This is a genomic window from Dyella jiangningensis, from assembly GCF_003264855.1.
GTDB classification, from domain to species: domain Bacteria; phylum Pseudomonadota; class Gammaproteobacteria; order Xanthomonadales; family Rhodanobacteraceae; genus Dyella; species Dyella jiangningensis_C.
The window spans coordinates 1,017,922-1,033,812 of the sequence record NZ_NFZS01000001.1 but is presented as its reverse complement, the minus strand read 5'-3'; the positions used below and the strand labels follow the sequence as shown (position 1 = coordinate 1,033,812).

General features: G+C 65.3%; 10 protein-coding genes. 5 read left to right on the top strand and 5 right to left on the bottom strand.

Features of this window, described 5'->3' with window-relative positions:
• Positions 1-51 precede the first annotated feature (51 nt).
• The 4 genes from CA260_RS04430 to CA260_RS04415 all read left to right on the top strand — a co-directional run bounded on the left by CA260_RS04430 (position 52) and on the right by CA260_RS04415 (position 10,855).
• The gene (locus CA260_RS04430; protein ID WP_111981203.1) at positions 52-2,649 is read left to right on the top strand and encodes a glycosyltransferase family 2 protein; all 2,598 of its coding nucleotides are present in this window, start codon (positions 52-54) and stop codon (positions 2,647-2,649) included.
• Positions 2,650-3,030: 381 nt separating this feature from the next.
• On the top strand, positions 3,031-4,791 hold the full coding sequence (locus CA260_RS04425; protein ID WP_111981202.1) for an autotransporter assembly complex protein TamA: 1,761 nt from the start codon (positions 3,031-3,033) through the stop codon (positions 4,789-4,791).
• A 10-nt stretch (positions 4,792-4,801) separates the two neighbouring features.
• Positions 4,802-8,587, top strand: coding sequence for a translocation/assembly module TamB domain-containing protein (locus CA260_RS04420; protein WP_111981201.1), 3,786 nt, complete (start codon positions 4,802-4,804; stop codon positions 8,585-8,587).
• Positions 8,588-8,776: 189 nt separating this feature from the next.
• Positions 8,777-10,855 (top strand): M13 family metallopeptidase, encoded by a 2,079-nt coding sequence (locus CA260_RS04415; RefSeq protein ID WP_111981200.1) that lies wholly within the window; start codon positions 8,777-8,779, stop codon positions 10,853-10,855.
• Positions 10,856-11,000: 145 nt separating this feature from the next.
• On the opposite strand, the gene CA260_RS04410 is transcribed toward CA260_RS04415, so the two are convergent.
• A complete protein-coding gene (locus CA260_RS04410; RefSeq protein ID WP_111981199.1) occupies positions 11,001-11,378 on the bottom strand; it encodes a DUF6632 domain-containing protein in 378 nt (125 codons plus the stop codon).
• A gap of 62 nt (positions 11,379-11,440) precedes the next feature.
• Positions 11,441-11,908: a GNAT family N-acetyltransferase gene (locus tag CA260_RS04405; protein ID WP_111981198.1), complete on the bottom strand. Its 468-nt coding sequence runs from the start codon at positions 11,906-11,908 to the stop codon at positions 11,441-11,443.
• A gap of 109 nt (positions 11,909-12,017) precedes the next feature.
• Between CA260_RS04405 and CA260_RS04400 the strand changes: the two genes are divergently transcribed.
• Complete coding sequence (locus tag CA260_RS04400; protein WP_111981197.1) at positions 12,018-12,734, top strand: ThuA domain-containing protein; 717 nt, start codon at positions 12,018-12,020, stop codon at positions 12,732-12,734.
• Positions 12,735-12,753: 19 nt separating this feature from the next.
• On the opposite strand, the gene murD is transcribed toward CA260_RS04400, so the two are convergent.
• Genes murD through CA260_RS04385 form a run of 3 tightly spaced genes read right to left on the bottom strand, consistent with a single transcriptional unit; the run spans position 12,754 to position 15,887 of the window.
• Positions 12,754-14,106: a UDP-N-acetylmuramoyl-L-alanine--D-glutamate ligase gene (gene murD / locus CA260_RS04395; RefSeq protein WP_111983002.1), complete on the bottom strand. Its 1,353-nt coding sequence runs from the start codon at positions 14,104-14,106 to the stop codon at positions 12,754-12,756.
• A gap of 8 nt (positions 14,107-14,114) precedes the next feature.
• A complete protein-coding gene (gene murL, locus CA260_RS04390) occupies positions 14,115-15,488 on the bottom strand; it encodes a UDP-N-acetyl-alpha-D-muramoyl-L-alanyl-L-glutamate epimerase (protein WP_111981196.1) in 1,374 nt (457 codons plus the stop codon).
• Between the two features lie 3 nt (positions 15,489-15,491).
• On the bottom strand, positions 15,492-15,887 hold the full coding sequence (locus CA260_RS04385; protein ID WP_111981195.1) for an endonuclease domain-containing protein: 396 nt from the start codon (positions 15,885-15,887) through the stop codon (positions 15,492-15,494).
• Positions 15,888-15,891: the final 4 nt, after the last annotated feature.

The following is a 15,891-nucleotide window of genomic DNA, read 5'->3' as shown; positions in this document are numbered from 1 at the left end:
TTAAGCTCTCAGGGCTTTTTGGCCTCGTGTGAGGCAGCCACGGGGATCGTTTTGAGCGCGACAGCAACCACCCAGGATAGCCGGCATCCGTTCCTAGCAGCCATCCTGCTCGCCCTGATCGTGGCGGCCATGAACATCGGCCTGTGGTGGTGGAGCAACCTGCCCCATGGCCCCGAGGACTGGAAAGGTCCCATCGGCGGCTTTGCGCTGTCCGCCTTCCAGCGCTACCAGAACCCGCTGAAGAACGATTTCCCGTCCGACGAGGAAATCAACAACGACCTGAAGCTGCTCAAGCAGTACACGCCGCGCATCCGCACCTACTCCACGCTGCAGAACCCGCAGGTGTATCGCCTGGCCGACAAGCAGGGCCTGCAGGTGATGGCCGGCGCGTGGATCGATCGCCGCCTCGACAACAACGAGAAGGAGATCGAGACGCTGATCGCGCAGGCGCGTCGCTACCCGAACTCGATCAACCGAGTGATCGTCGGCAACGAAGTGCTGTTCCGCAACGACATCCCGCCCGAGCAGCTGATGGCGTACGTGGACCGCGTGCGTGCCGCGCTGCATCAGCCGGTGTCCATCGCCGAGCCCTGGCACATCTGGGCGAAGTATCCGGAGCTCGCCGAGCACGTCGACTTCATCACCGTGCATCTGTTTCCGTACTGGAACGGCATCGACCGCAAGGACGCCATCCAGGACGCGCTGGGCAGCTATCGCACGCTCAAGCAGATGTTCCCGAACAAGCTCATCGTCATCGGCGAGATCGGCTGGCCGTCCAACGGTGATCGCTACAAGTACGCCGACCCGTCGGTGTCGAACGAGGCGATCTTCCTGCGCCAGTGGTTCAACGTCGCCAAGCAGAACAACATCGACTACTACGTGATGGAGGCGTTCGACCAGCCCTGGAAGGAAAAGCTGTCGGGTCGCACCGAAGCCTACTGGGGCATGTTCAACGCCGATCGCCAGCTGAAGTTCCCGTTCACCGGCCCGGTGACCGAAGACACCGCGTGGCCGTGGAAGGCGCTGGCTGCCAGCTTGCTGGCGCTGCTGCCGATGATCTGGTTCGCACGCCACTACAGCCGCTTCAAGCTGATGGGCCGCTTCTTCTTCTGCGCGCTGATCCAGCTCGCCTGCGGCCTGATCACCTGGTCGGCCACGCTGCCTTTCAACTTCTACCTGAGCTGGATCGACTGGACCATGCTGGTGCTGCTGTTCCCGGCCCAGATCGCGATCCTCGCCATCCTGCTCATCAACGGCTTCGAGTTCACCGAGGTGCTGTGGCGCCGCGGCTGGGTGCGCCATGCGGGCCTGCTCACGCCTGATCCGGTGGAGAAGCAGCCGTTCGTGTCGATCCACCTGGCCTGCTACAACGAGCCGCCGGAGATGGTGATCATCACCCTCGACTCCCTGGCCGCGCTGCAGTACGAGAACTACGAAGTCCTGGTGATCGACAACAACACCAAGGACCCGGCGATCTGGAAGCCGGTGCAGGACTACTGCGAGAAGCTGGGCACGAAGTTCCGCTTCTTCCACCTGGAGCCGTGGCCGGGCTTCAAGGCCGGTGCACTCAACTTCGGCCTGAAGGAAACCGACCCGCGCGCCGACGTGGTGGCGGTGATCGACGCCGACTACGTGGTGCGCGAAGACTGGCTGTCCACGCTCACCGGCTACTTCCACGACCCGAAGGTGGCGGTGGTGCAGTGTCCGCAGGCGCATCGCGACTTCGAGCACAACCGCTTCCGCCGCATGACCGCATGGGAGTACGACGGCTTCTTCCGCATCGGCATGCACCACCGCAACGAGCGCAACGCCATCATCCAGCACGGCACCATGACCATGGTGCGCCGCTCGGCGCTGGAAGGTACCGGCGGCTGGTCCGAATGGACCATCTGCGAAGACGCCGAGCTCGGCCTGCGCCTGATGCACGCCGGCTATGAACTCGTGTACGTCGACGAGCTGATGGGCAAGGGCCTCACCCCGGCCGACTTCAAGGCATACAAGAGCCAGCGCTATCGCTGGGCGTTCGGCGCCATGCAGATCCTCAAGGGTCGCTGGAACTGGATGACCAAGAAGGGCCCGCTCTCCAGCGGCCAGCGCTTCCACTTCCTCACCGGCTGGTTCAGCTGGTTCGCCGATGCATTGCACCTGATCTTCACCATGATGGCGATCTTCTGGACCGCGGGCATGGTGGCGTTCCCGACCATCTTCAGCCTGCCGATGCAGCTGTTCCTGATCCCGGTGATCGGCTTCTTCTTTGCCAAGGCGATCTTCGGCATCGTGCTTTATCGCGCACGCGTCCCATGCAGCTGGTACGACACGCTGATGGCGTCGCTGGCCAGCATGGGCCTGTCGCACGCCATCGCACGCGGCATCCTGCACGGCCTCACGCGCGAGAAGACCTCGTTCGTGGTGACCGCCAAGAGCCGTCGCCTCGGCGGCAGCAACTTCGCTGCGTTCGCGCCGGTGCGCGAGGAGCTGCTGATGGCGATCGCGCTGACGGCCTGCGTGATCGGCATGGCGCTGAGCTTCGGCACGCAGTACGTCGAGGGCCAGTTGTGGATGTTCATCCTCGCGGCGCAGTCGATTCCGTACGTTTCCGCCGTGGTGGGCGCATGGATTGCGCACAAGGCGGGCGACAAGGCCGGTTGATGTCGCATTCGCTGACGCCTCATTCACCAGTGCGCGCGAGGTGATGGGCTAAGCTTGGGCTGCACGTGTCTACCGACGCGTTCATCGCCCCACTTCCAGGATGGAAAAGAGCCTGTTTATGTTCTCGCCGCAGTCCGCGTTGCCGTTGAGTGGTCGTCAGGTGATAGTGCGTGGCGCGGGCCTGACTGGCTGTCAGGCCAAGCCGCGCGCTGTCGCATGGCGGCCACTCAACGGCAACCCTCCGGGCCGGGCCTATTTGCCCGCATGCCGGCGTTATCGCTCGGTTGTGTATCGCCATACACCTCCTCGTTCCTCCTGTGCCTGCGAGCAAATAGATCCCGGCGCGGGCTGCGGGGAGAGCATAAACAGGCTCTAGACTGCATGCGCCGAATCAGCCGCCTGACGCTGCTGCCGCTCCTGCTGGCCCCGTGGCTGGCGCACGCGGGTGTCCAGCTCTCGGTGGATGGCGTGGACGATCCGCTGAAGCTCGCCGTCACCTCGGGCGTGGATATTTCGCAGTACGCCAATCGCGATGTGACCGAGGCGCAGGTGAAGCGCCTGTACAACCAGGCGCTCGATCAGGCGAAAAGCGCACTCGAGCCTTACGGCTACTACGAGGCGACGGTGCAGGGCCAGCTCGAGCCCGTCGGCACCGACTGGCGCGTGACGCTGCACGTGAAGCCGGGACCACCGGTCACCGTCACGGCGGTGAACCTCAAGCTCGACGAGACGGCCGCGTCCATCCCCGCCATTCGCCGCGCCAAGCGAAACGTCGAGAACCTGAAGGGACAGACGCTCAACCACGGTGAGTACGACTCCACGCGCGATGCACTGAGCGGCGCGCTGACCGCCAACGGCTTCCTCGATGCGCGCCTGGTCACGCATCGCGTCGAAGTGAATCGCGCCGAACGCACGGCCGTGATCCAGCTCGCCTGGGAAGCAGGCCCGCGCTATCGCTTCGGCGAGGTGCATTTCGAAGGCTCCCAGTTCAAGCCGGGGTTCCTGCAGCGCTACGTGCCCTTCAAGTCAGGCGATTACTTCGCCCAGGACAAGCTGCTGCAGCTGCAGCAGGCCTTGAATGGCGCGGACTACTTCTCCGTCGTCAACGTGCTGCCCGATGTCGACGACAAGAACAACGGCGTGGTCGCGGTGAAGGTGGAACTGGTGCCCGCCAAGCGCACGATCTACACCGGCGGCCCGTTCATCGGCACGGATACCGGCGTGGGCATACGCGTGGGCAGCGAACGCCGCTGGGTGAATCGCAGCGGCCACAAGTGGAAGAACGAGCTCGTCATCGCGCAGAAGCTCAAGACGCTTTCCACGCTGTATTCCGTGCCGATGCCCGGACCCAACCAGCGCAGCTTCAACTACGGCGCCACCTATCGCGATTCCGATACCGACACGTCGCATTCCAAGACACTGGAGCTCGTCGCCAACGAAACGCGCCAGTGGCATGGCTGGGTACGCACCATCGGCATTCATGCGCTGGACGGCACCTTCACCGTGGGCCAGAAGAATGGCGAGCCCGACAACGCGCCGGGTATCGAACACGGCCGCAGCGACCTGTTCTATCCCGAGGTGTCGCTGTCGCGCAAATCCGGAGACAACCCGATCTTCGTGCGCAGCGGCTGGTCGTTGACGTTGGCGGCACGCAGCACCGTAGGCGGCCTGCTGTCGGATGCGGCCTTCAGCCAGGTCACCGCCGACGCGAAGTGGATCACCTCGTTCTGGGGCCGCAATCGACTGATCCTGCGCGGTTCCGCCGGCATGACCTGGACCAACGATTTCAGCGACCTGCCGCCGCAGCTGCGCTTCTTCGCCGGTGGCGACCGCTCCGTGCGTGGTTACAGCTACCAGAGCATCGGCCCCAAGAATTCCTACGGTCGAGTGATCGGCGGCAAGAACCTGCTGGTGGGCAGCACCGAGGTCGAACACTACTTCACCAAGAATTGGGGCATGGCGGCCTTCGTCGACGCGGGCAACGCCTTCGACAACACCGACTACCGGCCGAAGATAGGCGCCGGCCTGGGCGTACGCTGGTTGTCACCGGTGGGTATGATCCGCGTAGACCTGGGCACACCGGTGAGCAATCCCGATGAGCATGGCGTGGAGCTGCATGTCGTGATCGGCCCGGATCTATGAGAACGCCGCGATGAATGCCGCCACGCCTGCCACTGCGCCCAAGCCCCGCCGCCATTGGCTGCGCTGGACGGTGCTGTTGCTCGCGGCACTACTGCTGTTGCTGCTGCTCGCCGTGGGCTGGCTTGTCGGCACGGCCTCTGGCCTGCGTTTTGCGCTGGCGCGCGCCGAAGGATTCACGCAGGGCGCGCTCACCGTGCAATCCGCGCAAGGGCGCCTGCTCGGCCCGCTGGATCTTGCCGACGTGCGCTACGCCGACGGCAAGGGACTGGACGTGAAGGTGGCGAAGGCGCATCTCGATTTCAGCGTCACGACGCTGTTGCACAAGCGCGCACATGTATTCGACCTCAACGTGGACGGCGTGGATGTCGCCCTGCCCAAGAGCGAAGAGACACCGGACAACCAAAGCAGCTTTTCGCTGCAGCCGCCGCTCGATATCCTGCTCGACCGCGTGCACGTCGGTACGGTGAAAATCACGCAGGCGGGCAAGCCGCTGTTCGCTTCGAACACGCTCGACCTCGCCGGCAGCTGGACCCGTCGCGGTATCGAGCTGCGCCAGCTCGCCTTGCGCGCGCCGGACGGCCATGCCGATCTTACCGGCACCATGGGCATCGGCAGCAAATATCGCGGTGACAGCAAGGCGGCCTTCGCGTGGACGGTCAGCGGCACGCAATACGCAGGCGAAGTTGCCGTGCACGGCGACGGCCAGCAGGCGCGTCTCGACCTGCAGCTCACCCAACCCATGGCGACGCGCCTGCAACTGCAGTGGGCACAGGGCGGCGATTACGCATGGACTGCGCGACTCGATGCGCCGCGTTTCGACCCCAAGCCGCTGATGGGCGAACGCTCGCTGACCGGACTGGCCGTGGCGCTCGACGGCAAGGGTGATCGACGCAGCGGCAACCTGCAGGGCCAGCTGGACCTCAACGACTACCAGCTGCAGCTGCGGCCCCTCACCGCGCGCTTCAGTGAGGACCTCAAGACGCTGACGATCGAGCAGCTCGCGCTCGCCTCGCCACAGTTCAAGGGCGACGTCGGTGCGCATGGCGTGGTGGCTCTGGGCGCGCAGCCGTTGTCGGCCGACCTCACGCTCGACTGGAAAGATGTCGAATTGCCCGAGAACCTGGTTGGCCAGGTACTGCAGAGCCACGGCAGCCTCAGGGCCAAGGGCAGCGCCGACCAGTTCCACGCCAGTGGTGACCTCGCCATCGGTGCACCGGGCAAGCTTGCCGATGTCACGCTCGATCTGGATGGCACGCAGAAGCAGATCGACCTGCACGCGCTTACCGTCAAGCAACCGCAAGGGCAGATGCAGGCCAAGGGCACGCTGGTGCTGCAACCTGCGCTTGGGTGGCAGGTGGAAGCGACGGCGAATCGCTTTGATCCAGGACACGTGCTGGCCAAGTGGAATGGCTCGCTCGATTTCGACATCGCGTCACAGGGCACGCTGCCGCAAGGCCATCCCGACGTCACGCTCGATATCCGCAAGTTCGACGGGCGCCTGCGCGAACGCACCGTGCATGGTGACGGCAAGCTTCACCTGCCGCCGGAAGGCGTGGTCGACGGCAAGCTGCATCTCGTCTCCGGCGGCAGCGACGTGCAGATCGATGCGAAGCCTGGCGCCAGCAACGACGCCACCATCAAGCTCGCCGTGGCCACGTTGGGCGACTGGCTGCCCGATTCCGCCGGCCGTCTGCAGGGCACGATCCGCGTGCAGGGCAAGTACCCGAAGCTGGCCGTGGACACCCACCTGCAGGGCAGCGCGCTGAGTTATGCCGGCCAGCACATCGACAGCCTGCGCCTGCTCGCCAACGTACCCGACATCAGCCGGCCCGGCGGCAAGCTCGACCTGCAGACGAGCGGCGTCAACGCGGGCGGCCTCGCCTTCACCCAGGTAAACGTGCGCGGCGATGGCACGGCGGAGCGACACAGCCTCACGCTCGATGCGCATGGCTCGCCGCTGTCGACCGATCTCGCGCTGAGCGGCAGCCTCAAGGGTTCGGCGTGGAGCGGCACGCTCTCCACGCTCAACATCGATCTCGCCGGCCTGCCTCGCTGGCGGCTGCAGCAATCCACCGCGCTGTCGTACAACGACGGCGCGATGAGCCTGTCCGAGTTGTGCCTGACCGCGGGTGATCCGCTGTTGTGTGCCGCCGCCAAACAGGACAAGGCCGGCAACCTCGACGCCAGCTATCGCCTGCGCAGCCTGCCCATCGCCTTGCTGATGAGCGCGGCCAGCACGGCCAAGGTCCCGATGCGCGTGGAAGGCTCGCTGGAGGGCGATGGCAACATCCGCCGCAACGCGGCCGGCGCGCTCAGCGGCAACGCGTCCATTACCTCGTCGCACGGTTCCATCGCCTATGCCGACCGCCCCGACGAACCGCTGGTCACCTACAACAACCTCGCCGCCAATGCGCAGCTCAGCCCATCGAGCCAGCGCATCGACCTGCATGCGGGGTTGACCAACAACGGACGTCTGGACGGCCAGGTGAGCATCAGCGGTGCACAGCAGGCGCTGGCCGGGCAGGTGTCGCTGCACGTGAGCAACCTTGCCCTGCTCGAGATCTTCACCACCGAAGTGGTGAATCCCAAGGGCGCCATCAACGCCGACTTCGGTCTCGGCGGCACGGTGTCACAGCCGGCGGTGAACGGTCAGGCGACGATCAGCGATTTCGCCGCCGAGATCCCCGCGATGGGCCTCAAGCTGAGCCAGGGTCGCGTGGCGGTGAGCACCACCGACGCACGGCATTTCCGCCTCGATGGCACGGTGCATTCGGGCGACGGCAACCTGGTGCTTGCCGGCAGTGCGGCATTGGGCAGCGATGCACAAAGCCTGCTTTCGGTGAAGGGCAGCAACTTCAAGGCCGTCGATATTCCCGCCGCAAAGGTGGCGATCTCGCCCGACCTCGCCGTGCGGCACGACGCCAAGGGGCTGGACATCACCGGCAGCGTCGCGCTGGACAGCGCCGACGTAAACCTCGACAAGCTGCCAGGCGCGGGTGCCACCAAGGCCTCGCCGGACGTCGTGGTGATCGACGACAAGCAGCAGGAGGAACAGGCCAGCCACATGCCGATCACCGCCAGTGTCACGGTGAAACTCGGCGACAAGGCGCACCTGGTCGGCATGGGGCTGGACGGTCGACTGCATGGCCAACTGGTCGTCAGCGAGCGCCCCGGTCGCGCCACCACGGGCCAGGGCCAGATCGAAGTCGATGGCACCTACAAGGCCTACGGCCAGAACCTGCAGATCGAGCGCGGCCAGCTGCTGTTCGCCACCACACCGATCGACAATCCCGGCCTCAACATCCGCGCCGTCCGCAAGCTCAATCCCAACGCCACCATCGACGATGGACAGAAGGTGGGCCTGTATGTCGCCGGCACCGCACAGCGACCGACGCTCACGGTGTTCTCGCAGCCGGTGATGGAGCAATCCGACGCGCTTTCCTATCTCGTTACCGGCAAGCCGCTGTCGCAGGTAAAGGGCGGCGAAGGCAACATGGTGGGCGCCGCGGCCCAGGCGTTGGGCTCGGCCACGGGCAACCTGCTGGCCAAGAGCATCGGCTCGCGCCTCGGATTCGACGACGTAGGCGTCAGCAGCAGCGATGCGCTGAACGGCAGCTCCGCCTTCACCGTCGGCAAATACCTCTCGCCACGGCTTTACCTGAGCTACGGCGTCGGCCTGTTCGATCCCGGCCAGGTCATCACCCTGCGCTACCACTTCAGCCAGCACTGGAACTTCGAGGCGCAGAACGCCACCGAATTCAACCGGGCGAGCCTGAACTACCGTTACGAGCGGTAGGGTTCGCGAGTTTTCTGTAGGAGCGCACCCAGTGCGCGACCGCAGCGTTCCAGCGTCACCGCTCCGTTGGCTTATCGCGCACTGGGTGCGCTCCTACAGATGGAGTTGCCCCTAGCCCAAAAGTCATGCCCCACCCGACAGGCCAAGGGACTATCGTTGCTGTCTTTTCATGACCCCAGGAGACCGCTCATGCGGCAATTTCGTTGGATTCTCACGGCGGCTGCGCTGACCAGCACCTGCGCGCTGGCCGCTTCGCCGGCCGAACCCGTGGCGGCCCAGGCTCCGGCTCGCAGCGCCAGCGGCATCGATCTGGCCGGCATCGACCACAGCGTCAAGCCGGGCGACGACTTCGACAACTATGCCAATGGCGCCTGGAAGAAAACCGCCGAGATCCCGGCCGACCGTTCCAGCACGGGTGTGTTCCTGCAGGTATTCCTGAAGGCCGAACAGCGCAATGCCGACCTCATCAAGGAAGCGGCCGCCAGCAAGGCGCCGGCCGGCAGCAACGAGCGCAAGATCGCCGACTACTACGCCGCGTTCATGGACGAGGCGACCATCGAGAAACGCGGTCTGGACCCGCTGAAGCCCGAGCTGAAGGCCATCGACGGCATCGCCAGCAAGACCGATCTCGCCCGCGTGCTGGGCGAAGGCCTGCGCGCTGATGTCGATCCGGTGAACGCCACCAACTTCGAGACCGAGCACCTGTTCGGCCTGTTCGTCTCGCATGGCCTGGAAGACGCGTCGCGCAACATCCCCTACCTGCTGCAGGGCGGCCTCGGCATGCCCACGCGCGATTACTACCTGTCGCAGGACAAGGCGATGGTGGATACGCGCTTGAAATACCAGGTCTATGTCGCGGCCCTGCTCAAGCAGGCCGGCATCGCCGATGCGGAAGCCAAGGCCAAGAACATCCTGGACCTGGAAACCAAGATCGCCAAGGCGCAGGTCGACATCGTCGACAGCCAGGATATCCACAAGGCCAACAACCCGTGGGCGCTCGGCGACTTCGCCAAGAATGCACCCGGCCTGGACTGGAACACCTACTTCAAAGCGGCAGGTCTGGACCAGCAGAAGATCGTCGACGTGTGGCAGGTGCCGGGCATCAAGGGCCTGTCCGCGCTGACCGCCAGCGAGCGGCTGCAGACCTGGAAGGACTACCTTGCTTTCCATGCGCTCAATGAAAGCGCCAGCCTGCTGCCCAAGGCGTACGCCGACCTCAGCTTCGGCTTCTACGGCCAGACGCTGTCCGGCACGCCCAAGCAGCGCGACCGCTGGAAGCGCGCCATCGCCAGCACCAACGTGTCGCTGGGCGATGCGGTCGGCCAGATCTACGTGAAGAAGTACTTCCCCGCCTCGTCCAAGGCGCAGGTCGAGCAGATGGTGAAGAACATCCTCGCCGCCTTCGACGAGCGAGTGGATCACCTCGACTGGATGACGCCCGCCACCCGCCAGAAGGCCAAGGCCAAGATCGCCAGCATCCGCGTGAGCGTGGGCTATCCGGAAACCTGGCGCGACTACGGCACGCTCGAGATCAAGGCGGACGACGCGCTGGGCAACCTGCAGCGGGCGAAGAAACACGAGTACGAGCACCAGCTCGCCAAGCTCAGCCAGCCGGTGGATCGCGGCGAATGGTGGATGACGCCGCAGACGGTGAACGCGGTGAACCTGCCGCTGCAGAACGCGCTGAACTTCCCCGCTGCCATCCTCGAAGCACCGTTCTTCGATCCGAAGGCCGACGCGGCTGCCAACTATGGTTCGATCGGCGCGGTGATCGGTCATGAGATCAGCCACAGCTTCGACAACCTCGGCGCCGAATTCGACGCGCAGGGCAACCTGGCGAACTGGTGGACGCCCGAAGACCAGGCGCACTTCAAGGCCGCCGGCCAGAAGCTGGTGGCGCAGTTCAATGCGTATGAAGCCCTGCCCGGCCTGCACGTGAATGGCCTGCAGACGCTGGGCGAGAACATCGCCGACGTGTCGGGCCTCACCATCGCCTACCTCGCCTACCACAAGTCGCTAGGTGGCAAGCCGGCACCGGTGATCGACGGACTCACCGGCGACCAGCGCTTCTTCCTGGCCTTTGGCCAGAGCTGGCGCGAGAAGATCCGCGACGCCGCGCTGCGCGCCCGCGTGGTCGGCAACGAGCACGCGCCCGGCCGCTTCCGAGCGCAGACCGTGCGCAACATCGACGCCTGGTACGACGCGTTCCAGCCCAAGCCGGGCGAGACGCTGTACCTGGCGCCGGCGGATCGCGTGAAGATCTGGTAAGCGTTCGAGTGAGTGCGTAGACCAGAGCCACGTCTCGCATGGGGCGTGGCTCTTTCGTTTCGTGGATCGCGCACTGGGTGCGCTCCTACAGAGGCACCGCTCTTTTGTAGGAGCGCACCCAGTGCGCGATTCAACACTTCGATGCCTACACTTTCGCCGGCCTCGGCATCAACACCGCCAGCACGATGGCCGCGATGAACAATGCCGGCACATCACCCCACAGATGCCCCATGTGCTCCGCATGGCTCAACGCCTGCACCGCCATGATCCCGCCATGCACCACGCTGGACCACACGGTGAACCAGATCAGGCTGAGGTTGGCGAACGGATCGCGTGCAGCGCGTATGAGAAACACACCCAGCGTGGCGTAGATGCCCACGATCATCATCGGATAGTCCGAGTAGCCCTCGTGCCACGCCCATCCGGACGGCCAAACCCGCATCAGCGGATAGAGAGCCAGACATAGAACCCCTAGCACCACGAGGGCGATGCGCAGCCACTTCAAACGCGATGGATCGCTCATGACAATCACCTCGGCAACGGCGGCGAGACGCCCAGTGTATGCCTGCCGGTTGGGTGTCGCCTTCAGAGCTCGCGCGTCATGAACACGCTGTAGGGATCGTCCACATAGTCGGCAAACGGACCGCAGTAGCGGAAGCCGAACCTCGCGTACAGCTCACGCGCGGGCGCGAAGGCTGCGGGCGAACCCGTTTCCAGGCTCAGGCGCTGGTACCCGCGCTGCTTCGCTTCATCCAGGATGTGCTGCAGCATCGTCGCGGCCACGCCCTTGCGACGATGGCGATGCGAGGTGCGCATCGACTTGATCTCGCCTTGTGTGGCATCGAGCCGCTTGAGGGCACCGCAACCGAGCAGTTCGCCGTCCTGCCACAGCGACCAGAAGGTGATCTCCGGACGTCGCAACTTCTCCAGATCGAGCGCGTGGATGCTTTCCGGCGGCGAGTGCAGCTTCATGTCGTCCAGGTGCTCCTGCAGCAGCGCCGCGATTTCGGGGCCACGCAAGTCGTCCAGGCGGATCTCAGAAACCACGGGCATGACGCGGGCGCTCCAGTAAGGTCGACACCGTTCGATGCTAGGCCTTGGCAACGGCCGCGGGCAACGCCCTTCTTGCATGGCGATGCGTGCGTGATGGCAGAATCGCTCCATGCGCCGCCTCCTTCCCATCCTCTCGTGCCTGCTCGCCCTCGTCGCCGCCGCGGCCATGGCGTCTGAGCCACCGCCACGCATGCTGATCTTCAGCAAGACCGCCGGTTTCAGGCATGCGTCGATCCCCGCCGCCGTAGCCACGCTGCAACAGCTGGCCGCCGATGAAGGCCTCGCCGCCGACCACACCGAGGACGCCGCCGACTTCACCCCGGCGAACCTGGCCCGCTATCGGGTCGTGGTGTTCGCCAGCACCACCGGCGACGTGCTCGACGCCGTGCAGCAGAACGCCATGGAAGGCTTCATGCGCCACGGCGGCGGATTCCTCGGCATCCATGCGGCCGCCGACACGGAATACGACTGGCCGTGGTATGGGCAACTGGTCGGCGCCTACTTCCACAGCCATCCGGCCGGCCTTCAATCCACGCGCATCACACCTGAGCCCAAGGGCGCGCCGTGGTCGATCCGCGACGAGCTCTACAACTACCGCAGCAACCCGCGAGGCCACGTGCGCGTCGTCGCCACGCTGGACGAAAGCCTCTACCAGGGCGGCACCATGGGCAAGGACCATCCGATCACGTGGTGCCACCCCTTCGACGGCGGGCGTGCCTGGTATACCGGACTGGGACACGATCCAGCCGTCTATACGGATGCCAACTTCCTGTCGATGCTGCGGCGCGGGCTACGCTATGTCGCGGGGCGCTCGAACGACTGTTGATGCAAGGCGCCAGTGTGCGTCAGTGCACGCCCATGCCGTCGATGCCGGTGATGTCGTGCCCGTCGAAGCCCGCCAGCTCGGCGAAGCGACGGCCACGTTCGGCGTAGTCATGGAACTGGTCGAAGCTCGGCGCCCCCGGCGACAACAGGATCGTGCCGCCTGCAGGAGTAATGACGCGTGCGCGCTGCGCCGCGGCGGCGAGCGTGTCGGCCTCTTCCACGGCAACACCCGCATCGCGCAGCGCCTTCGCGATGCGCGGTCCATTGGCTCCCTGGGCCACGATCGCATGCGGCGCATGCGCCTTCATGGCCGCCACGAAGTCGTGCCAGTCGAGCCCACGGTCATGACCGCCCACGATGACCGTGACCTGCTTGCCGGCTAGGCTGCCCAGCGCGGCCAAGGTGGCCTGCGGCGTGGTGGCGATCGAATCGTTGATCCAGGCAAAGCCATCACGCTCGCCCAGCGGCTGCAGGCGATGCGGCAACGGCCGGAAGCTGGCCAGCGCTTCGGCGGCGGCGAGCGCGTCGAAGCCCATGATGTCGAGCGCCGTCAATGCCGCGCAGGCGTTTAGCGCATTGTGTTCGCCTGGCGCGCGCAGCCGCGAAATATCGAATACCGGTTGTGCGCCGCGACGGACGAAGCCACCCGCCACATGCCAGCCCTCGACCTGCCCGAACAGGCGCCGACGCGGATGCAGCGCGGTACGCTCCAGCAGATACGGCTGCCCCGCATTCACCAGCAACTGCCTCGACGCATCGGCGAGCTTCAGCTTGTCGGCGATGTAGCGCTCGCGCGAACCGTGCCAATCGAGATGTTCTTCGTAGAGGCTGGTGATGACGCCCAATTCGACCGGGCCGGCTTCGCCCGTCTGGAAGCTGGAGAACTCGATCGCCCACAGCTCGGCCGAGGCATCCACCAGCTCCAGCAGTGGCATGCCGATGTTGCCGGCGAGCGCCGTACGTACGCCAAGGCTGCGCGCGAGGTGCGCGAGCAAGGCCGTCGTCGTGCTCTTGCCCTTGGTGCCGGTGATGGCGACGACGCGCGCATCGGGTCGCTCGGCGAACCACAGCGCCGTGCCGGACGTCACGCGCACGCCTGCTTCCTGTGCGGCCACCAGCGCCGGCTTGTAAGCCGAGATGCCAGGCGACTTCACCACCACGTCGAACGAGGACAGTGCGATGGCATCGGGCTCCTGCGCGCGCACCACGAGCAGTGGATCGAACGCTGACGCAGCGGCCGTCTCGGCCTCGCCGCAGAACAACGTCAACGACAGCTGCGGCAGGCGTGAGCGGATCGCCGTGATGGCGGCACGTCCTTCCCGGCCAAAACCCCAGATGGCAACGCGCTTGCCATCGAGATCGGCGATGCGCAGCGGTTGACTCACTCGAAGAACGCCAGCGCCGGCTGCAGGCGTTTCGGGATGCGATGCTCCGGCGAAGGCTGCAACCACGGTTCGATCGCAAGTTCCTTTTCATCGAGCTGCGGCAGTATCTCGCTGCGGAAGCGCGCCACCAGCGCGTCTTCCTGCCATTCCGAGCGCTGGTTCAGCGCATACATCGCCGCGCGCGCTTCCGCGCCCTCACCCACGCATTCGAACGGCTTGTGGTCCTGGTATTCAAGCAGCGCGTCGAAACCGGCAGCGAGGTTTTCGTCGTCGAGCAGGTTGCGCCCGAAGATCGACAACAGTCGCGGCTTGGCGAGGAACGGCGCCAGCGCGAGAAACACGAAGTGGCACTTCGGGCACTGCCCGCACCAGCGATCCGCCGGCTTGGGACCGAGGATCTTGAAGTTGCGGTTGCAGCTGGAGAACGCATCGAAATACGGCGTGAGCTTGGCGAACGTGCGCGTCACCGCCAGCTCCGAATACGGACGCAGCAGCGAGCAGTAGTCGAGATCGGCGGCCACATGCCGATGCAGCCAGTCGCCCAGCAGCGCTTCGAAGGTGTAGCCCTTGCTCCACTGGTGGTTCACCAGCTGGCCTTCGTATTCCAGCGTCGCGGCGGACGCCGAACGCTCGTTGGCGAAAGCGATGCTGTCGAAGCCGTACAGGATGGCGGCCACGGCGAGGATCGCCGAGTTCACCGCCGTCACCGGGATATGGCCGTTCCACGCGCCCAGCCGGTTCAGCTCGAACAGACCCGGTGCCAGTTCTCGCTGGATATTCAGTAGGGGCAGGCCCGTGCGCTCCGCGCAGGCCGCGATCAGCGGAGAGTTGCCGACCCACACGGCGGTCGCTTCGCCGCCGATGGACTTGATGGCTTCCACTGCCACCAGCGAATCCTTGCCGCCCCCGATGGGCACCAGCGTGCGATGCGGCAGGCTCAGCGCCTTCGCTTCGGGCTTCGCGGCACCGCCGCGCGAGCTTGTCGATGTTTCCGCGCCAAGGCGCGGAAAGGCGATGCGGCCACGCAGGTCCAGCCCGTTGCGATAGGCGAACTCGGCCAGGCCATGCAGATACAGCGCGTCGAGCAAGTTGGCCGTGGTGTCGTCCAGCGGACCGCCAGCCACCTCGATGCGCGGCGGCACGCCCGCCTTGTAGTAGCTGACGCCAGCGATCAGGTGCAGCAGCTTCAGCGCCTCGTCGAAGGCCGCCTGGTGGCTGGCAGGGAGAGCCGGCGCATGCGGAAACGTCACGCGCTCGGTCAGCTCCTCGCCATGATCAAAGGCGTACACCAGCTCGGCCACGCCGTCGGCGTAGCTGCAGCGCACGAAGCGGAATACCTGGGTCAGGCGGGGGTTGATGTTGGTCGTCACGCCTCAGTCTCCATTGCATGCTCCCCCTCCCCTCCGGGGAGAGGGTCGGGGTGAGGGGTCGGGGCTGGCCAAAGCCTCCAGAATTGCCTCTAGCACGCTGTCAGTGTTCTTCAGGACATCATTGTTCCAGAAACGCAGCACGCGATAACCCTCTTCCTGGAGCTTTCGCGTGCGCGATTCGTCATATGCCAGCTGCTCGCCATGCTGCCCACCGTCCAGCTCCACCATCAGGCCAGCATCAGGACAGGCGAAATCGGCGATATACGGACCGATTTCGTGTTGGCGGCGGAATTTCCAGCCTTGGAGGTGACGATTGCGCAGATGACGCCACAGCAGCTGTTCGGCATCGGTTTGACCTGCACGCAATCCACGCGCCCGGTCTACGTTCAAACGCTTCATCCTT

Bases quoted from the DNA above. Each gene is read 5' to 3' on its own strand.
- CA260_RS04410 (WP_111981199.1), bottom strand. From the start codon at position 11,378: ATGAGCGATCCATCGCGTTTGAAGTGGCTGCGCATCGCCCTCGTGGTG.
- CA260_RS04415 (WP_111981200.1), top strand. From the start codon at position 8,777: ATGCGGCAATTTCGTTGGATTCTCACGGCGGCTGCGCTGACCAGCACC.
- CA260_RS04420 (WP_111981201.1), top strand. From the start codon at position 4,802: ATGAATGCCGCCACGCCTGCCACTGCGCCCAAGCCCCGCCGCCATTGG.
- CA260_RS04425 (WP_111981202.1), top strand. From the start codon at position 3,031: ATGCGCCGAATCAGCCGCCTGACGCTGCTGCCGCTCCTGCTGGCCCCG.
- CA260_RS04385 (WP_111981195.1), bottom strand. From the start codon at position 15,887: ATGAAGCGTTTGAACGTAGACCGGGCGCGTGGATTGCGTGCAGGTCAA.
- CA260_RS04405 (WP_111981198.1), bottom strand. From the start codon at position 11,908: ATGCCCGTGGTTTCTGAGATCCGCCTGGACGACTTGCGTGGCCCCGAA.
- CA260_RS04400 (WP_111981197.1), top strand. From the start codon at position 12,018: ATGCGCCGCCTCCTTCCCATCCTCTCGTGCCTGCTCGCCCTCGTCGCC.